The 17,000-nt window shown below is 63.5% G+C and carries 21 protein-coding genes and 1 pseudogene; 11 read left to right on the top strand and 11 right to left on the bottom strand.

From position 1 onward, the window contains the following. Positions 1 to 36: 36 nt before the first annotated feature. From BM197_RS16690 to BM197_RS05555, 4 genes and pseudogenes are all read right to left on the bottom strand, one after another. A pseudogene (locus BM197_RS16690) lies at positions 37 to 717 on the bottom strand (family 65 glycosyl hydrolase); the annotation flags it as partial. A 15-nt stretch (positions 718 to 732) separates the two neighbouring features. Then, positions 733 to 930 (bottom strand): hypothetical protein, encoded by a 198-nt coding sequence (locus BM197_RS16450; RefSeq protein ID WP_218151824.1) that lies wholly within the window; start codon positions 928 to 930, stop codon positions 733 to 735. After that, positions 894 to 1,031, bottom strand: a complete 138-nt coding sequence (locus BM197_RS16445; protein ID WP_218151823.1) for a hypothetical protein — start codon at positions 1,029 to 1,031, stop codon at positions 894 to 896. The genes BM197_RS16450 and BM197_RS16445 overlap by 37 nt, the downstream gene beginning before the upstream one ends. Before the next feature lie 6 nt (positions 1,032 to 1,037). Further along, on the bottom strand, positions 1,038 to 1,604 hold the full coding sequence (locus BM197_RS05555) for an HAD family hydrolase (RefSeq protein WP_218151822.1): 567 nt from the start codon (positions 1,602 to 1,604) through the stop codon (positions 1,038 to 1,040). Between the two features lie 155 nt (positions 1,605 to 1,759). Between BM197_RS05555 and BM197_RS05550 the strand changes: the two genes are divergently transcribed. From BM197_RS05550 to BM197_RS05540, 3 genes are all read left to right on the top strand, one after another. After that, positions 1,760 to 3,649, top strand: a complete 1,890-nt coding sequence (locus tag BM197_RS05550; protein WP_090709566.1) for a heavy metal translocating P-type ATPase — start codon at positions 1,760 to 1,762, stop codon at positions 3,647 to 3,649. A 69-nt stretch (positions 3,650 to 3,718) separates the two neighbouring features. Further along, complete coding sequence (locus BM197_RS16245; RefSeq protein WP_090709564.1) at positions 3,719 to 3,958, top strand: hypothetical protein; 240 nt, start codon at positions 3,719 to 3,721, stop codon at positions 3,956 to 3,958. A gap of 21 nt (positions 3,959 to 3,979) precedes the next feature. After that, a complete protein-coding gene (locus BM197_RS05540) occupies positions 3,980 to 4,702 on the top strand; it encodes a DUF4386 family protein (protein ID WP_090709562.1) in 723 nt (240 codons plus the stop codon). 60 nt (positions 4,703 to 4,762) lie between these two features. Here BM197_RS05540 and BM197_RS16075 read toward each other — a convergent pair whose 3' ends face one another. Continuing rightward, positions 4,763 to 4,909: a hypothetical protein gene (locus BM197_RS16075; RefSeq protein WP_245762411.1), complete on the bottom strand. Its 147-nt coding sequence runs from the start codon at positions 4,907 to 4,909 to the stop codon at positions 4,763 to 4,765. Here BM197_RS16075 and BM197_RS16240 point away from each other — a divergent pair. The 5 genes from BM197_RS16240 to BM197_RS05525 all read left to right on the top strand — a co-directional run bounded on the left by BM197_RS16240 (position 4,892) and on the right by BM197_RS05525 (position 10,132). After that, positions 4,892 to 5,128 (top strand): hypothetical protein, encoded by a 237-nt coding sequence (locus BM197_RS16240; protein WP_177216708.1) that lies wholly within the window; start codon positions 4,892 to 4,894, stop codon positions 5,126 to 5,128. The two genes, BM197_RS16075 and BM197_RS16240, sit on opposite strands and share 18 nt — an antisense overlap. 264 nt (positions 5,129 to 5,392) lie before the next feature. Beyond that, entirely contained in the window at positions 5,393 to 8,074 is a 2,682-nt protein-coding gene (locus BM197_RS05535) for a cation-translocating P-type ATPase (protein ID WP_090709560.1), read from the top strand. A 240-nt stretch (positions 8,075 to 8,314) separates the two neighbouring features. Next, on the top strand, positions 8,315 to 8,902 hold the full coding sequence (locus BM197_RS16440) for a ferric reductase-like transmembrane domain-containing protein (RefSeq protein WP_218151821.1): 588 nt from the start codon (positions 8,315 to 8,317) through the stop codon (positions 8,900 to 8,902). A gap of 247 nt (positions 8,903 to 9,149) precedes the next feature. Beyond that, complete coding sequence (locus BM197_RS16435; RefSeq protein ID WP_218151820.1) at positions 9,150 to 9,677, top strand: ferric reductase-like transmembrane domain-containing protein; 528 nt, start codon at positions 9,150 to 9,152, stop codon at positions 9,675 to 9,677. Further along, the gene (locus tag BM197_RS05525; protein WP_245762399.1) at positions 9,674 to 10,132 is read left to right on the top strand and encodes an FMN-binding protein; all 459 of its coding nucleotides are present in this window, start codon (positions 9,674 to 9,676) and stop codon (positions 10,130 to 10,132) included. Before BM197_RS16435 ends, BM197_RS05525 begins: the two co-directional genes overlap by 4 nt. Positions 10,133 to 10,313: 181 nt before the next feature. On the opposite strand, the gene BM197_RS05520 is transcribed toward BM197_RS05525, so the two are convergent. The 3 genes from BM197_RS05520 to BM197_RS05515 all read right to left on the bottom strand — a co-directional run bounded on the left by BM197_RS05520 (position 10,314) and on the right by BM197_RS05515 (position 12,093). Beyond that, positions 10,314 to 11,270 carry a universal stress protein gene (locus BM197_RS05520; protein ID WP_090709555.1) on the bottom strand — a complete coding sequence of 319 codons (957 nt, stop codon included), beginning with the start codon at positions 11,268 to 11,270 and terminating at the stop codon, positions 10,314 to 10,316. A 73-nt stretch (positions 11,271 to 11,343) separates the two neighbouring features. Further along, positions 11,344 to 11,514 (bottom strand): hypothetical protein, encoded by a 171-nt coding sequence (locus tag BM197_RS16235; RefSeq protein WP_177216731.1) that lies wholly within the window; start codon positions 11,512 to 11,514, stop codon positions 11,344 to 11,346. A gap of 39 nt (positions 11,515 to 11,553) precedes the next feature. Further along, positions 11,554 to 12,093, bottom strand: coding sequence for a hypothetical protein (locus tag BM197_RS05515; RefSeq protein WP_090709553.1), 540 nt, complete (start codon positions 12,091 to 12,093; stop codon positions 11,554 to 11,556). A gap of 268 nt (positions 12,094 to 12,361) precedes the next feature. On the opposite strand from BM197_RS05515, the gene BM197_RS05510 reads away from it, so the two are divergent. Beyond that, on the top strand, positions 12,362 to 12,631 hold the full coding sequence (locus BM197_RS05510; protein WP_177216730.1) for a DUF5652 family protein: 270 nt from the start codon (positions 12,362 to 12,364) through the stop codon (positions 12,629 to 12,631). Positions 12,632 to 13,422: 791 nt separating this feature from the next. On the opposite strand, the gene BM197_RS05505 is transcribed toward BM197_RS05510, so the two are convergent. The 3 genes from BM197_RS05505 to BM197_RS16820 all read right to left on the bottom strand — a co-directional run bounded on the left by BM197_RS05505 (position 13,423) and on the right by BM197_RS16820 (position 15,954). Beyond that, on the bottom strand, positions 13,423 to 14,013 hold the full coding sequence (locus BM197_RS05505; RefSeq protein WP_143095002.1) for a CPBP family intramembrane glutamic endopeptidase: 591 nt from the start codon (positions 14,011 to 14,013) through the stop codon (positions 13,423 to 13,425). Between the two features lie 1,257 nt (positions 14,014 to 15,270). After that, positions 15,271 to 15,585: a protealysin inhibitor emfourin gene (locus tag BM197_RS05500; RefSeq protein WP_090709549.1), complete on the bottom strand. Its 315-nt coding sequence runs from the start codon at positions 15,583 to 15,585 to the stop codon at positions 15,271 to 15,273. A 27-nt stretch (positions 15,586 to 15,612) separates the two neighbouring features. Continuing rightward, positions 15,613 to 15,954 carry an MBL fold metallo-hydrolase gene (locus BM197_RS16820; protein ID WP_425435689.1) on the bottom strand — a complete coding sequence of 114 codons (342 nt, stop codon included), beginning with the start codon at positions 15,952 to 15,954 and terminating at the stop codon, positions 15,613 to 15,615. 360 nt (positions 15,955 to 16,314) lie between these two features. On the opposite strand from BM197_RS16820, the gene BM197_RS05490 reads away from it, so the two are divergent. Both BM197_RS05490 and BM197_RS05485 read left to right on the top strand, forming a co-directional pair. After that, positions 16,315 to 16,752, top strand: a complete 438-nt coding sequence (locus tag BM197_RS05490) for an Asp23/Gls24 family envelope stress response protein (RefSeq protein ID WP_090709545.1) — start codon at positions 16,315 to 16,317, stop codon at positions 16,750 to 16,752. After that, a complete protein-coding gene (locus BM197_RS05485) occupies positions 16,749 to 16,943 on the top strand; it encodes a DUF2273 domain-containing protein (protein WP_342714552.1) in 195 nt (64 codons plus the stop codon). The genes BM197_RS05490 and BM197_RS05485 overlap by 4 nt, the downstream gene beginning before the upstream one ends. Positions 16,944 to 17,000 lie beyond the last annotated feature (57 nt).

Below are 17,000 nucleotides of genomic sequence, written 5' to 3'. Positions count from 1 at the left end.
CGCGGGTGATGAAATGGCCCTGTCGCGGGAGGTGTAGACGACCACTGTCTTTTCCATCGTCACTGGCTGCCCCTCTCCCGCCTCCAGTGACATCTCATGGGCGACCCAGCCGGAAGGATCTGTCATCAGACGGCGTGGCGGATGCTGGACGACACCGCCGACGAGCGTCCGCGTACGGGCGGCCATCGCAATATGGATCCCGGACTGGGAGGTTTCCATTTCGAGCAACACCGTGTCAGGGTCCGGCTCGGTGGTTGCGCGCGGTACCAGGTGAGTGTCGGCCAGGAGACGGTATTCGGAGACATTGCGGTTGGCGACTCGGCCCTCCGATCCCGAGCGGAAGACGACCGGACCTGACCAGTTCTCGGCTTCGAATGTCGCCGTGAGGCCCGCCACGTGGTCATCCTCCTGCGACACGAACCGCTCTTGAGTAATGCGCGTGATGCCGCCGGCCGAATCCCGGGTTCGGAAGGCGCGAGTGAGCACGGCACGCCCGAGATCCAATGTCTGCTCGTAGTCGAGGAGTTCGGACCTCGCAAGGTCGAACCAGGTGTCTGCATCGCCGATACGAAACCTGAAGGGCAACCAGTTCGGGGCGTTCACCAGGCTTTCGTCTTCGAAGCTGCGGCCATCGACGCGGGTGTGGAGCCGGTTGTAGACGCCGGCGAGGTAGGTGCCGGCATAATGCGGCGCCGCCGAATTCGCTTCTGGTGCGGCACCGCGAGAGGCCCACTAGCCGTTGCCCAGCGTGCACCGAGTTTCGCGCAGCGGCTCCGTTGCCGGATCGAAACCGATGTAGTGCAGTCTCCACGGGTTGTTCTGCGACTCTCCACCGCCCCAGCCCGGGTGCGTGTCCGCGAGACGGGTGTCAAGGTCGCTCAGATCGGTGACGATCAGGTGGGCGCCGGCCGCCAGCAGGTCTTGATCCACACCATGCCGGCTGACGCCGACACCCAGCCGTAACCGCCGTTCACCGCCGCAGCCACCCCTGAGTTCGCGTCTTCGAGCACGACCGTCTCAGCCGCCGTCACATGCAACTACCGGGCGGCCTCCAGAAATGCGGCCGGATCGGGCTTGCCCGGGAGGTGCATCCGCTGCGCGTCGATGCCGTCGACGGTGACATCGAACAAATGCGCGATTTCGGCCGTCTGAAGCACCAGCCCACAGTTCCGGCTCGACGTGACACGAGCTGTCGGGACGCTGCACTGCCGTAAACGGTGCAGGAGCGTCACCGCATCCGGATAGGCGCTCACCCCGTTCTCGTTGAGCACCCGTTCGAAAAAGTACTGTTTGCGAACGGCCAAGGACTGTACTGTCGGCGACGTCGCTGAGGCGAGTTCTGGGTTCTCAGCTTTATCAGGAAGTGTGACCCGGCGCGAAGCGAGGAACAGGCGAATGCCGTCTTCGCGAGGTCGACCATCGATGCTCCGACGGTAGTCCTCGACCTCTTCGAAGGGTGGAGCATCCGGTTTCAGCAGGGGCAGCACCTCATCAAAAAGACGCTTCCATGCGGCCGCGTGCACCGTGGCTGTGTCGGTGACGACGCCGTCCAAGTCGAAGATGACGGCTTCGTAGCGCCGAGTCCACTCCGCTTCCTGGGCCACGTCAGCGAGTCTAGGAGCCGGGCGCTCAGGTAGGCCACCCCTTGTCCCTGAAGGGACGCCACGCACGTCGTCGATAAGGCCGCCGGACTCGAACGGAACCTGACCGCAGTTCGGAAGATCCTGACATGCGGCGGTCTATCCGACAGACTGATGTTATGACCCGCGTCGCAGGTTTGGCTCTCCGGTTCTGGCCGGTCACGCTCACCATCGCTGTGGGCCTCGCTGGAATCATCCTGGCGTTTCTCGGCGCCAGCTGGCTGGTGCCGTGGCTGTTCAGCGCGTATTCCCTCGCCGTGGCGGGGTGGCAGGCTGTCGGGATGGTGCGGGCGATGCTTCGCCGGGAGTTCGGGCTCGACATCCTTGCTGTGACCGCCATTGTCTCAACCGTTCTCGTCGGCGAGTACATCGCGGCACTGCTGGTCGTCCTCATGCTGACCGGTGGCGAAGCGCTGGAGGCGTACGCGAATCAGCGAGCCAAACGCGAACTGGATGCCCTGCTCAGCCGGGCGCCTCAACTGGCCCACCTCGCCGTTGAGCGCGGTTACCGGGACCTGCCCGTTTCTGAAGTCAATGTGGGCGACGTGCTGCTCGTGCGCCCGTCGGAGATCGTGCCGGTCGATGGCGTATTACTTTCCGCCGAGACGACCTTCGATGAATCCTCCATCACGGGCGAAAGTATTCCAGTGGAAAAACATGCGGGCGACGCGGTGCTCAGCGGTGTCGTCAACGGTGAAGCCGCTGTCGAGATTCGTGCGACGGAGACCGCCGCGGGGAGCCAATATCAACAGATCGTCGCCCTGGTCGCCCGCGCTGCCGAGAGCAAGGCGCCGGTTGTTCGGCTCGCGGACCGGTACGCCGTACCGTTCACGATCTTCGCGCTGGCTCTTGGGGCTGTCGCCTGGTCGTTGAGTGGTGACCCGGTCCGGTTCGCCGAAGTACTGGTCCTCGCCACGCCGTGCCCCCTTCTGATTGCCGCGCCGGTGGCGTTTATCGGCGGCATGAGCCGGGCAGCCCGAAACGGAATCATCGTGAAGAGCGGCGGAGTACTCGAGCAGCTGTCAGCCGCGAAGACCGTCGTGTTCGACAAAACCGGCACGTTGACTCACGGCGCACCGGCATTTGCCGGTGTGCGGTCGGAGCCCCCGTTCACTGCCGACGAGGTGCTGACCCTCGTCGGCAGTGTCGAACAGTATTCATCCCATGTGCTTGCCGCGTCGATGATCGCGGCCGCGCAGGACCGTGGACTCCCGCTGCACGAAGCGGAGGACGCACGTGAGGCCGCCACCAACGGGGTGGTTGCACGAGTGCTCGGTCGAGAGGTGGTTGTCGGCAAGTTCGCGTTCGTCGCCGAGCATGCCCCGGATGCGCGGCGCACGAAGATCGGGCCCGGCCAACTGGCCGTCTACGTGGCGATCGACGGGGCATACGCCGGCGCTTTGATGGCCAGCGATCCGCTGCGGGCCAATGCGCGTGCCACATTGCAACGGCTCGAGGCTCTGGGCGTCCGGCAATCGATGATGCTGACCGGCGACGCGGTCCAAACGGCGCAGCACGTGGCATCCGAGCTGGGCATCACCCGCGTGCGTGCGGAGTGCCTGCCGGCAGACAAAGTGGCTGAGGTGGCCGGCCTCGCGGAACGGCCGGTGATCATGGTGGGTGACGGCGTGAATGACGCGCCTGTACTCGCTGCGGCGGACGTCGGCATCGCGATGGGCGCCAAAGGGGCGACGGCCGCCAGCGAATCGGCGGATGCCGTGATCCTCGTTGACGACATCTCCCGGGTCGCGGTCGGAGTCGGCATTGGACGTGACACCGTGCGGATTGCCCTGCAGAGCATCTGGCTGGGCATTGCGATCTCGGTCGTTCTGATGCTGATCGCCGCTTTCGGCTTCATTCCTGCGGTCGCCGGCGCCATCATTCAGGAGCTCGTCGACCTGGCGACAATCCTCGCCGCGCTGCGTGCTGTGGGCGGTCGACTCGACAACCGAGATTCGGCTGTCACCGCATCGCAACGTGGCCGCACGGTCGCGGAAACAAAGCACTAGCGTCCTTCCGTCCAGACGCTGTGACCTAAGTCACTGTCACAAGCGGTCGAAAGTAACTAGCGTGGCGGCATGACACACTCAGGAACGAACTCGTCGCTCTATCCGGCCCTTCCCGGTTTGGGAATAGCGCTCGGCGCGGGAGCCGGCCTCACCATCGGCGTCGCGATCGCCGGTGCCCCGGGCATCGCGCTTGGTGCTGCGATCGGCGCGGGTATCGGACTGGTCGCAGGCGCCGTCGCACGAGACCTGTTCACGAAACGGCCAGCAGCCGACACTGATCGTGCCTCAGACCGGATCACCAGCTCGTAGGGATGCCGACGGGAAAGAATCATGACCATCAAGTCCGCGATACGGCCCGATACTGGCCAACAGACGTGGCGTTCGCTATACCTCATTGCGGGAATCTCATCCATCCTCTTCGTGCTGCTGCTCATCACTGCGCTCATCGTGGACTTCATCGCGCCCCCGCCGGTCCACGGAGGTACAGCAACGCTCGAGTTCATCGCCGCCAACACGGTGCCCTACGTGCTGGAGCAGATTCTCTGGATTCTGCCGAACGCGCTCGCTGTGCTGGTGTTCGTTGCACTGTTCGTCGCGCTCGAGCCCATCAACAAGAGCCTTGCTCTGATCGCCAGCGTGATCGGCGGGCTCTCGTGGGCGCTGATCCTCGCGATCCCGGTGACGAGCCGAGGCTCGCTATCGTTGGTGTACCTCAGCGACCGGTATTCCGAGGCATCCGTCCATGAGCGTGACAGGTTCGCCACAGCCGCCGAGGCGATCGTAGCCGAGAACAACACACCTGCCATCGTCGGTGTACTCTCAGCCGCCGGCATCCTACTGATTTCCATCGTTATGACCCGCGGTGTGCTGCCGCGCGTCGTCGCCTGGCTTGGGGTTGTGACCGGTGCCCTGGGGATCGTCAGTGAAGCGCTGCGTCATGCGGCGCCGCTGTTCTATTGGGGGTACGGCGTGCTGCTTTGGGTGTGGTTCATCGCCGTGGGGATCGCATTGATCCGGTTGGGTCAACGGACCCCCGTTTCGGGAACCGGTTAACCGATACCCCGCTCTCCGGTCTCTTCCCGAGGACAACCCCCTCTTGCGCCAACCCTCCACTCAGGTGAACTCGAGTTCGCGCTCTAACCTCGCAACGTCGTCGGCAGAACAGAGCTCGGTGCCTGGCCTCATCGCGGTGGCACTTCCCGCGGCGACGGCTGTGCGGAACGCGCTCTCAATCGGCTGGCCTTGAGCGAGTTTCAACACAAGTCCGGCAAGGAAAGCATCTCCTGCCCTCACCGGCGCCGGATGACGGCTGGGTCGGTTGGAGTTGACCTGTTGCTCCCGCTTGCCGCCGCGGTCCTCATACCCCTGTGGGCGACGGGTCTGCCGCTCATCGAAGCGTGGCCACGCATGGTGACAGCCGTTCCCGACATCGCGATGTCACTGGCAGTGCTCTGCGGCGGTCTCGTCACCTTGGCATAGGGAAGGCGGTGTTGCTGTGGGAGGACGTTCGTGGATCCCGACAAAGGGAATGATGGGGCGGCCGGACTGGACCGCGACCGGCGGTGTGGCGGTCATAGATGGCCCGCACATGCTCTGCGAGTTCGCTCGTGGCGACAACGGGTCCCTCGGAAGTGGCCATCCCCGCGCGAAATCGCCAGCGTCGCTTCCGAGTAGGTGCCTCATGGGCCTCGAACCCGCGCTACGCCACGGCTAGCATGGAAGCCCCACTCACCGGGAGGGGTCATGGCGACACAACGAGCGGCTGACGCAGACCCCGCTCTCCTTGCGCAACGAAAATGGTTCTTGATTAACAGCCAGGAGGCACTTCGCGAGCTGATGAGCTCAGAGAATGGTCTCAGTTCAACCGAGGCCGAAAGCCGACTGCAGCGGTACGGGCCAAACGAGCTGAGTTACGCGAGCTCGACGCCGTGGTGGCGTGTCCTGCTGCGCCAGTTCCTGAGCCCGGTGATCGGTGTCCTCGTTATAGCAGCAGTGATCTCCGCCGCCACCGACCATCCAGTCGATGCGATCGCAATCTCTCTCATTCTTGGCCTCAACGCCGCTCTCGGGTTCTGGCAGGAACGCAAAGCGGAAGCCGACGTGCGTGCACTCCAGTCCCTCTCCGTCGATACCTGCCGGGTGTTGCGGGACGCCACGGAGCACGTCGTGTCGGCCGCCGACGTGGTGCCCGGCGATATCGTGCTCATCGAAAGCGGTGAACGGATCCCAGCGGACATGCGCCTTCTCCAGGCAAACGCCCTGCGGGTCGACGAGTCCATGCTCACAGGCGAATCCGTCGCGGCCAGCAAGCGCTCCGCCGCCGTGCCGGTCGACTCTCCCTCTGCTGAGCGGTCGAACATGGCGTTCAGCGGCACATTTGTGACGAGCGGCCGTGGAGTGGGTGTTGTGACGGCGACCGGTGTTCACACCCAATTGGGTGAGATCAACGCGCTCGTTCAAGGACCCGCCGGCACGGGCCCGCTCCAGATGCTCACCCACAAGCTGGAGCGGCGCATCGGGCTGATCGTGCTCGTCAGCGTGACCGCCGTGTTCGTCGCCGGAGTGCTCACCGGAAACAGTATCTCGGAGATGTTTCGAACCGCTGTTGCCCTTGCCGTGGCATCCATCCCGGAATCCCTGCCAATCGTCCTAACCGTGGCGATGAGCGTCGGAGTCTCACGGATGGCGACGCGCAATGCGATTCTCCGTACGCTCCCGTCGGTTGAAACCCTTGGCTCCACAACCGTCATTGCATCGGACAAGACCGGAACCCTCACCCAGAATCGGCTGACCGTCGAGCGCATCTGGACACCGGATTCCACCGTCGACGTGACAGCAGCCGACGGGCAAGCAACGGAGTCTCCGACGATAAAGGCGGTCCTGCTGACCGGGGCACTCACAAACGAGGCGACGAGAGGCGGATCTCACTCCGAACTCACCGGTGACGCCGTCGACGTCGCAATGGCCCGGACGGCGCTCGAGTTCGGTGTGCTGAGCGAGGAGGAGCGCGCGGAGACCCCCCGCGCCCATATGCCATACGAACCGGATCTCCGGTACTCACAGACGGTTCGAGTCGACGAGCGCGGCCGACGGGTCCTGCACGTGAAGGGGTCCGCTGACACTCTGCTTTCGATGTCGGATTCCCTCGCCCGCCACTCCGGCACCAGCGAACTCGACCATAAACTTGTCCAGGACGCCAACAGTCGGATGGCTGCTGACGGGCTGCGTGTTATCGCGACGGCCACCCGAACACTCGAGCCGGGTGAGGAACTATCGTCGCCGCTTCCCACACCGAGCGGGCTCACTTTTCTTGGCCTTCAGGGGATGTCGGACCCACCTCGCGCTGACGTGGCAGCCGCAATACGTGCCTGCCAGGAAGCCGGGATCGCTGTGAAGATGATCACCGGCGACCAGCCGCTGACCGCGACTGCGATCGCGAAACGCCTGGGGCTGCCGACCGACGTGCCTCCCCTCACCGGGGCCGAGATGGCAGAACTTGATGACGATGCGCTGACCGTACGGCTTGCGGAAGTCAGTGTGGCCGCGCGGGTGACACCGCAGGACAAACTGCGTATCGTGCGCCTGCTGCAGGCCGCCGACCACGTCGTCGCGGTAACCGGTGACGGCGTGAATGACGCACCGGCGCTGAAGGCTGCAGCCATCGGAGTGGCCATGGGCCGGTCTGGCACCGATGTCGCCCGCGAATCAGCTGACCTCGTGCTGACCGACGACAATTTCGTCACGATTGTTCATGCCGTCGAACAGGGCCGTGTCACGTTCGCGGCGATTCGCAAGGCCACGTTCTTCCTGTTGTCGACCGGTGCTGCTGCACTTCTTGCCATGTCGGCGAATGTGGTGCTCAACCAGCCTTTGCTCTTTCTTCCGCTGCAGATGCTGTGGATCAACATCGTCACAAACGGGGTGCAGGACATCGCCCTCGCGCTCGAGGCTGCCGAGGGTGACGAGCTGAAACGGCCACCTCGGGACCGCACCGAAGGTCTCCTGTCGCGCACGCTCTGGTATCGCACTGGAATTACGGCGACGTGGATGGCCGTGGCCATTCTGGTCGTCTTCACCTGGGCATTCGAGAGCGGGATGCCAGAGGTTGAGGCTCGTACGTTCACTCTGACCGTGTTCGTGGCTTTGAACTTCTTCCAGGTGCTCAGCGCCCGGGCCCAATATCGCTCGCTGTTCCAGTTGAACCCGCTCGGCAACAAACTGTTGCTGTTCACCTCTGTCGGAGCGCTACTCCTACACTGGGGTGCGATGCAATGGTCTGTGTCAGCCGAAATCCTGGGGCTCACTCCGCTCAGCCCGTGGCAATGGGCCGTGTGTCTCGGCGTCGGATCCAGCGTGTTACTCATCGTAGAGGCAGAGAAACTCGTGCGGCGGTCATCGCACCGGCGGGAACCATCGCTGGCGTGAAGAACACTTCGAACGCGCTCGGTTTCCAGGGTCATTCCTCTTCTCAGGCCGCGGCCGCACCGACCCGCCTACGAGTGCGACGTGCAAGTCACAGTTCTCCGCCACCCGTCTCATAGTGCGCTCATAGCTTCCGGGCGGAGCCTGTAGTCCCAGGCACCCGTGAAAGGAGCGAACCTGACGACGCAGCTCGAACGGCCGACCGTCCCCTCGGTTCGCGCCGGGCAGTCGAGGGTTGCCAGGATGCCGGAGTCACCACACGGATGCCGCGCGCCGGTTGCGCCGCCGTCTCGCCCGGGCAGACTCCCTGTCATCGCCCTCTGGGCGTCCGGTCCGCTTGCCGCAACACTGTTCCTCAGCGAGGGAGGCGCGGGCGACTTCACCACCCCGGCCGAGACGGTCACGAGCTCGGGCATCCTCGCGGGGCTCGTCGGCACGAACTTTGTTCTCGTCATGCTCATACTCGCGGCGCGCATCCCCGTCGTCGACGCGACCATCGGCCACGACCGGGCCCTCGCAACGCACCGGTCGCTCGGCAAACCGGCGCTGTACCTGCTCCTCGGCCATGCCGTGCTGCTGCTCGCTGGCTACGCGATGACCGAGGGCATCAACCCGGTTGCCGAAATGTACTCACTGCTCGCGACGCCCGACATGCCCCTCGCCTTCATCGCACTCGGGCTGCTGATCCTCATCGTCGTCACCTCGCTCGTCGCGGTTCGGCGCCGGTTCCCGTATGAGGTGTGGTTTGGTTATGCAGCCGTGCTCACCGCGCTCCCGCACCAGCTCAGCGCCGGCGGCGTGCTCGCGGAGGGCACCGTTCTGCGGGGCTAGTGGATCGGGCTCTACGTGCTCGCCGCTTGGGTCGATCCTCACATTCCGGGTGTTCGAGCCCATCGTGTCGTCACTTCGACACACGGTTCGCGTCGATTCCGTAGTCTGGCACTCGGCCGACACGGCTTCGCTTCACCTCACGGGCCGCAACCTCGACCGCTTGCAGGCGCGAGGCGGACAATACTTTCAGTAGCGCTTCTGGGGGCATGGACTCTGGTGGCACTCGCACCCGATCTCGCTCTCCGAGGTGCCGACACCCGACGCCGCCCGCATCACGGTGCGCGCGCTCGGAGCCGGAACGGAGCGGATGCTCGCGGTCCGGCCAGGCACCCGCGTCTCGTTCGAGGGACCATACGGGCTCTTCACCGACCAGGCCCGAACGGCGCCGCGACTCGCCATCCTCGCGTCGGGTATCGGGGTGACGTCGGTGCGGGCCCTGCTCGAGCAGAGCACGCCGGCACCAGGTGAAGCCACGATCCTGCTTCGTTACTCGGCCGACGGTCGGATGTTCCTCTGGGATGAGATGCAGGCGTTGTCGAGTAGAGACGGCGCCCGCCTCTATGTGTCGATCGGGCCGCGGCCGGCGAAGAGCGCGTCGTGGCTCTCGGCAGCGGACGCCGCCCGGGGAGTGTCGATTCAGACCATCTTTCCCGATCTCCGCTCCTCCGATCTCAACATCTGCGGCCCCGCCGAATGGACCGAACTCGCTGTGGCAGCAGCATGCGATGCAGGTCTGCCCGACCTCCAACTCCACATAGAAGGGTTCGACTGGTGAGGACACGAGCACTCCTCGGCGGCATCTTCGCCTCAGCCGTTGTCCTCGTCGTCGGCTGGCAGGTGGGCACAATCACGACATCGCCACCCGTGGCATCGGTCGCGGGAACGGCGACAACCCCGGATACCGGGCGCAGCGACCCGGCCACGACGGCACCGGTCGCTCCGCAGACGGCAACCGACGGCACCTTCGTCGGCCCAGCGGTCTCGACTCCGTTCGGCACCATGCAGGTGCAGGTCACCGTCGTGAACGGCACCATCACCGATGTCACAGCCCTGCAGGCCACCGACCACGACCGTCGTTCGGTCGCGATCAGCAACCGGGCGGTACCTGTGCTGCGGTCTGAGGTGCTCGCGGCCCAGTCGGCCTCGGTCGCCACGGTGGGCGGCGCGACCTACACAAGTGACGGATACCTCCGTTCGCTACAGTCCGCCCTCGACGCGGCAGGGTTCTGATGCGTACGCCGTGGGTGTTCGAGACGATGGGAACCGTCGTCTCGCTGCGGGCGGATGCCGACGCCGCGGCCATCGACCGGGTGCGCGCCCTGTTCGCGGATGCCGATGCGCGGTTCGACTTGGGTAGCCGCCGAACGGTTCGCGGAGATCGCCGTGATTGCTTCATCCAGTCGTTCCGACGCTACTTACCGCTCGCCGAACCGGGTGACGCCGACTCCGGCTCATGCGCACGAACTACGGCGATCGGGCAGGGCGGCCTCCAGAGGATGTCACGGCTCACCGAGCCGACGAAGAACCGGTCCACGGCACTCCGGGCGTGACTTCCCACCACGAGCATGGTGGCCCCTTTCGCCTCCCGCCGGAGCGCTTCGCCTGCATCATCGACGGAAAGCACTCCTTCTATCTCCAGGTCCACATTCTGAGCCCGCAGGTTTGCGACAAGATCGTCGAGAGCTGAGGTGTGCCTCTCGACGATGTCATTCATGTCTCCCCCGTGGCCTGTGCTGGCCCTTGAAGGAAAATATGCTGGCAGCTGCAATGCGTGGACAAGCCTCACCGGGCCGTGTAGCACTCGAGCCTCATGGACCGCATATGCCAGCACACGCTGATCGGAATCGTCCATTCCAATCCCCACGACGACCGGTCCTTGAGAGGGGCTCCAGTTCTTGGGGACAACGACGACTGTGCAACGGGCACTCTCCGCAACCTTCACGGAGAAAGTGCTGCCAAGCAAACCAGTCAGCCGGCCAGTGCGGTTGCTGCCGACGACGAGGAGGTTGAATTCAGCGGACAGTTCGTCGAGGATTGAGCGTGCGTCACCGAAAACGACCTCTGTGTGGATGTCTGAACCCGGCGTAGCCGCGAGCAGTCGCTTCCGCCCGTGATCCACCGCGACCTCAGCTTCCTCGTGGAGCTGTTCCCCGTAACTTTTCTTCGTGATCGGGTCGACCTCGATGATGGAAATGAGGTCGATGTCGAGGCGATGGAGCTTCGAGCGGTTTGCGGCCCATCGCACGGCCGATTCTCCCGCGTCTCCCCCGTCGGTTGCTATTAGTACCCGCTCGGTGGTCGGGTCGACTTGGTGGTCCTCCAGCGCCGGCAGAATCTGGACGGCTCCCTCGATGTCTGGTGTGTCCATCGTTCGTTCCTCACTTCTCTTGTTCCGGTCGCCGGTCAGCGAACATTCGCTGCCCGGCTGTGTGTGCCCGCGATCAGACACCCATCAACGTCAGCGCATGAAAGACGACGTACGCCGGCCAGACGATCGCCTGCAGCAGGCCGAGAATAACGCCCCAGAATGAGCCATCAGACTCAGAGACGAAGTAGATAGCAGCACCCACCCAGGCCACAAGGAAGAAGAAGCCCCACGGCCCGTCTCGCACAATTACGCGCGCGCCCTTCTGTCATACGTCCCGGGACCATTATGACGACCTCGCTTGTACCTGCTCCGCGCGCGGCTGCGAGGCGCGCCGGGCAGAGCGGGACCGGATGCCGGTGACCGTGCGCGGTGTCACCTGAAAGGCGCTTGTCACCGGTTCCCTCAGCGGCTCCCGCGGGAGCCAGGCAGCAACACCGAGCAAAGCAAGAACACACACGAGTTGCGCCGTTCCGGTGGCGAAGTAGACAACCTGCAACCACGACCATCCCCGGATCAAACCAGTTTCAGTAAAGATCCAAATCAGCATTCCCAGTGCAGCCACAGCTGACCAAAGCAAGGCCGACTCGCGCCTCAACAGAAGCAGTACCGCCGCGAGAGCTTGCGTTCCCCCAACCACCACGATCAGGATTACTCCCGGCCACACAAAGGAATCAAACGGGCTTCCTGCGAGGCTGGCGACGGGCATCCCGAGCCCGTTTGTGACGAGCATGGCGACCCCGCCACCGATCGCGGACACGACGTTGAAGATGGTGACCACGAGGAGCGTCCAATAGATCACCGCCCGAAATTGCGAGCCGTGCATAGTGTTTTCCCTTCCCCAATTCGGCTTGTGCATTCCCAGTGAAGTTCACTCAGCGGGCATGCGACAGGGCGAAAGTCCCGATTCCGGCGAGCCAGTGCCGTTTATGCGACGAGGGCTTACCACCTTTCCCCTTCCGTGGCACAGTGGAGTTCGACCGATGCAGCGTTCCGCCGTGTCGTCCCCGCTTAGTAACAGGACCTGCGCAGGGGGACCACCACGAGATTGGCTCGTCATGAAGATTTATCAGGTTAGTAGCTCCACTCATCTAGTGGACACGCGTGGCACAGTTGGCCGCTCGGTTCTCGTCGCCCTTGTGGCATGGACGCTCGCGTGGAAGGGCGCCTCGCTCTGGCGCGCGGCAAAAGATGACAGCAGGTCTTGGTTCGTCACACTGCTCATCTCGAACACGCTAGGGGTCCTCGACGCCATTTACCTTTTCGGTGTGAGCGGGGCCCGCCGCCGTGCGGAACGCAGCGAAGCCTCTATCCGTGCCTCGACCGGTGAGCCAGAACAGCTTGGGCATAGGCAAGAGACCTAAGCGCACCATCGGAGGCCGTTGTCCTCCATAACCGGGACCCTCGCGGGTCGCTCAATCTGAGGAGCAACAGTGCAAGCACTTGTGGTTTATGAGTCCCTGTGGGGCAATACGGAAAAAGTCGCTCGGGTCGTTGGAAAGGTTCTAACCCCCGTCGGCACCGTGGACGTCATGGACTCCGATTCTGCGCCCGGATCGGCCAGCGGCTACGGTCTTGTCGTCGTTGGTGGACCCACGCAGGCGTTCTCGATGACACGGCCCGCGACGCGCGCCGAAGCCGTCAAATCTCACTCTGCACCGCACGCACCAACGAGGGGCATCCGGGGTGGCTTAACGCACTCGACAGGGTTGAATCAGAGGTTCCGGCCGTCGCGTTCGATACTCGAGTCGACAAGCCGCGCCTCCCTGGCTCAGCCGCAAAAGCGGCGAGGCATGAACTGCGGTCCCTCGGATTCGAAACGTCGGTGAAGCAGGAAACCTTTTGCGTGCATGGGTATGAAGGTCCCCTTCTGGAAGGGGAACTCCAACGCGCCGAGACTTGGGCGACGAAGGTGCTCTCGACGCTCGGACTTGATGTGCGAACGGACAATCCGACTCCGTGAGGCGCGCGCTGCTCCGCATACGCTTCACAAGTACGGTTGGCGATAGCCAACAATTCCCCAGCGATTCCTCTCTCTGCGTGTCGACGGCTCCAACAACCTGTTGCAGGTAAAGTCCATGAGCGCTCCGGGTGACGGGGCACATGATCACCCGGCGAACTCGAGGTTTGATGGTGCCCGCCTGAGCACGACTGCTCACCAGGGAGCTTGCACCGGGCCGAACAGAAAAAAGACGATAAGCCCCATCGTGTTGCTAACGCCGTGCGACGTTACGGCTGCCCACAGCGTTCGAAACTGGTAGCGCAGGAGGCTGAAGAAAACACCATCGACGGTCGTGACGATCACTCCGACAATTCCCTGTTCTGTGTGTACCAGCCCGAACAGCAACGACGAAAATATGATCGCTGTGGCGAGCCCCCAACGCCCCGGGAGCAGCTCGCGCATTCGCGTCTGAACATAGCCGCGGAACGCGAACTCCTCACCCACGGCTGCGAGAGTCCATGACAGCGCAAGCATGAGGAGCAACAGACGGAAGTCGCCCTGTATCGGGGCGAACCCGCTCACATCCTGTTCGGTACCGGTTGCGAGCTCCAGCAACGGAAGGAACAGGAGGAAGGTGAGGATGTTCCAGCCAAGCGTCAGCAGGGCGACGTGGATGATCATTCTGGAGGCGCCTGCAGGCGGGCGGCACACTCCGAGCGTCTTGAGGCTCTGTCGCCGAAGCGCTAACGAGAACGCACCAAGTACGAGCAGGACCAGCGCTGGGATGAACAGGTCCAGAATCACTGTCGTGATAGCGAGCGCAACCTCTATGGCGGCGATCGCAGTCCAGAGAGATGACCCGCCCCATCTAGGCTGCGGCGGGGGCGGTGGAGTCCATGGAGAGGTTACGTTGTCAGTAGATTGCGACCGCACCGTCTGAAGCTACGAGCGCATGCGGTGCGGCGACAAGGGCGAAAGTCCCTCAATGGGCTCAGAATTCCGTGAAAGGGTCTTTCTCCTCTACTCGTCGCACGGACCAATGAGCAGATGGAGCGACCGCTCGAATACCACCAGGTGGGCACGACCGCCGTTCGCAGCACTTTCGGCCGACTGAGCGACCTCGGGAGTGGTCCCCGGAACCTTCGATGAAAATCATTAAGGCCCCAATAAGGCCCCGGAGGCGCTTTCCGAAAGAAAAGAACCCCTGAGAACTTATCGCTCACCAGAGGTTTTGGTGGATCTGAGGGGATTCGAACCCCTGACCCCCTGACAGACGCTGAAGTGCGGGTCCGCGCCGTCTTTAGTTGTGGATACCAGTAATCATACGGCCGCAAGGGCGATCGCGTCGGATGAGCACTCATCATTTGATGTGGATATTTGCCGTTGTTCGCTTGTCAAAAGGGACCCAAAAAGGCCCCGACACATGAGCGTCTCGGACAACTTCAGCGACGGCGACGCCGCCGGCCTGGAACGCACGCGGGGAGACCGCTACGAGGGCCGTCCGGCCGTTCCCAGCTGCCATTCCGTCTGCAATAGCTGTTGCACCCGGTGCCGCCTTCCGCCCGGAACGCCTATGGACTACGGACGAAGGTCCATTCACGAGCATCGCAGCGACACGGGTGAGTCGATCTCTCTCACCGCATATGTTGCCGCGTTTCTCGCTCGCGCCGTGCGGCAGCATTCTGTCCTCAACTCCATCCGTCGCGGTCATCGGTTGATCCGGTTTGAAGACGTCAACGTCATCTCAGCGGCACTCGAATCCGCCGGAGCAAATAGAACCCAAGTCGACTTGCAAGTCGTTGCCGCATTGAAGCGCACGGCTTTGAGGAAGCGCCCCCAGTGCGCCGGTGGACTGGTCACGATTGAACGGGAGGCGCTGCCCTCCAACAAAAGTCACAAACCCTGTCCGGGCGACTCCAGCGGATTCAGACGAAACTCGCGATGCTGTCCCCAGCAAGCCTCACGTATGTTCTACGAACGCCAAGGCTGATCTGCGGTCCGAAGAACGTTTGAGGTCGGTGGCCAGCACCGTAGCGGTCGGAGACCCGCCTGACGAAGTCTTCAGTCCTCGGGCCGAGGCTGATGTTCCTGCTCGTCTCGTTTACAGACTCGCTCGACCAGTTCGCGCCAGGCCCCAGTCAGGTCTTGCTCCGGTATGAGCGCCTCCCGCGGTTCCCGGAACACGCTTTCGTCCGGTTCGCAATTGATCCGATACAGGTAGCGGTCCGGTTGGGGGGCGTCACGAGGCAAATCGTCCCACGGGAGCCTGCGGAGCAAGGCCAGCCACGACTCCTCGTCGGGCTCCTTCTCCAGGAAGACTTGCCAGCGCCGTGGGATACCAGCGAACCCGCCGCTTCGGGTCTCGGTCACTTTCATGACCGCGATGGTACTCCGCTCACACGCTTACGCACACTGTTGAAGGTCCATAAGCCATCGGCATGCGGTCGAAGACAGGGTGGCTCGCGGCGATCGGAATGCCAACCTGGTCTCCAACCACGAGGGCCAAGTCAACGTGTTCTTTATGGCGGGCAGGCTCGAGCCTGAGGGCTCAGCGGAGATGACGGCCGGCGCGAGGTGAGGGGTTGGAATCCGCGGCAACCGCACCGGGAACGTCCACCGATAGGCCAGCGCCATCAGGTCCAGGCTGTGATCGGCATGCGGGTGCGTGACCACGATCGCGCGCAGATCAGCGAGGTCGTGCCGGGCCACCAGCTCGGCCAACACCCCCGGCCCCGCATCGACCAGCAGCAGCCCCCATGAGTCATTCCGACCTGCTGGTTTGGCTGGAGGAGTACGCGCGAGAAGGTGTCAGCCTCGACAGCAGCGCAATGTAGGTAGCTTCCCGATATCTTCCCGATCAAGGGAGAAACCCAGCGACGATTTTCGCGGGACCTTCGGCCCGTTTACTTGTCGCCATCGTGCGCGTAGCATCCCGACCATGGGGAACGTGACTGGGAACAATGTCGCACCGCGCAAAGGTCGGGAGCCGCTCCATCAGACAGCGCCGACGAGATCCTCCGCAGTTCAGCGCGCACATCGCGCGTTGCCTCAGTCGTACACGGTCGTCCCGGCGGGGCGACCCCCGATGATCGAGGAGAAGAGAGCATGGCAGATACAACGTCCACGCCGGCCGTCGCGGTAAGCATCGAAACGAGACACGGCAAGACGACGATTAACGAAGGTGTGGTTGCGAAGATCGCAGGCATTGCAACGCGTGACACTGCTGGTGTCCATGGCCTGGGTGGCGGGGCGGCGCGCATGATGGGTGCCATCCGCGATGCGATGAACACTACAGACCTTTCTCAGGGCATCAGGGTCGAGGTCGGCGAGACGCAGGTTGCTGTTGACGTCAGCATCGTCGCGGACTACCCAGTGCCCCTGCAGAAGGTTGGCGACGATGTGCGCGCTGCGGTCATCAACGCGATTTCGACCTTGGTGGGTATGGAGGTCACAGAGGTGAATATCACGATCAATGACGTGTATATCGCCTCTGAGGATGGCGACGACCAGTCTGCTCCTGTCGTGGTGGCCCGGGTGCAATGATTTCGTCCACCAGAGTTGGCATTCTCGTGGGAGCGGTTCTCGCCCTGACGTGGATCGTTCTCGGGTTCTGGGCGTTTGTCCTCGTGGCGGGCGCAATGCTCGTCGGTGGTCTGGCTGGCCGCATCATGGACGGCAAGCTCAACGTCCGCGGCGTTGTCGACGCGGTACGGGGTAAGCGTTCCTCGTCATGACCATCCAGGGTCAGCCTGACGCCGAGCCATCGCGAGGTCGCACGCGAGTGACGCCGC

Origin of the sequence: Mycetocola miduiensis (assembly GCF_900115155.1) — a bacterium.
GTDB lineage: Bacteria > Actinomycetota > Actinomycetes > Actinomycetales > Microbacteriaceae > Mycetocola_A > Mycetocola_A miduiensis.
This window is presented reverse-complemented; position numbering and strand designations above follow the sequence as displayed.

What these genes read in the sequence shown, in the direction of transcription:
- BM197_RS05550 (WP_090709566.1), top strand. Translation starts at nt 1,760, where the DNA reads ATGACCCGCGTCGCAGGTTTGGCTCTCCGGTTCTGGCCGGTCACGCTC.
- BM197_RS16245 (WP_090709564.1), top strand. Translation starts at nt 3,719, where the DNA reads ATGACACACTCAGGAACGAACTCGTCGCTCTATCCGGCCCTTCCCGGT.
- BM197_RS05540 (WP_090709562.1), top strand. Translation starts at nt 3,980, where the DNA reads ATGACCATCAAGTCCGCGATACGGCCCGATACTGGCCAACAGACGTGG.
- BM197_RS05535 (WP_090709560.1), top strand. Translation starts at nt 5,393, where the DNA reads ATGGCGACACAACGAGCGGCTGACGCAGACCCCGCTCTCCTTGCGCAA.
- BM197_RS16440 (WP_218151821.1), top strand. Translation starts at nt 8,315, where the DNA reads ATGCCGGAGTCACCACACGGATGCCGCGCGCCGGTTGCGCCGCCGTCT.
- BM197_RS05520 (WP_090709555.1), bottom strand. Translation starts at nt 11,270, where the DNA reads ATGGACACACCAGACATCGAGGGAGCCGTCCAGATTCTGCCGGCGCTG.
- BM197_RS05515 (WP_090709553.1), bottom strand. Translation starts at nt 12,093, where the DNA reads ATGCACGGCTCGCAATTTCGGGCGGTGATCTATTGGACGCTCCTCGTG.
- BM197_RS05500 (WP_090709549.1), bottom strand. Translation starts at nt 15,585, where the DNA reads ATGAAAGTGACCGAGACCCGAAGCGGCGGGTTCGCTGGTATCCCACGG.
- BM197_RS05490 (WP_090709545.1), top strand. Translation starts at nt 16,315, where the DNA reads ATGGCAGATACAACGTCCACGCCGGCCGTCGCGGTAAGCATCGAAACG.
- BM197_RS05485 (WP_342714552.1), top strand. Translation starts at nt 16,749, where the DNA reads ATGATTTCGTCCACCAGAGTTGGCATTCTCGTGGGAGCGGTTCTCGCC.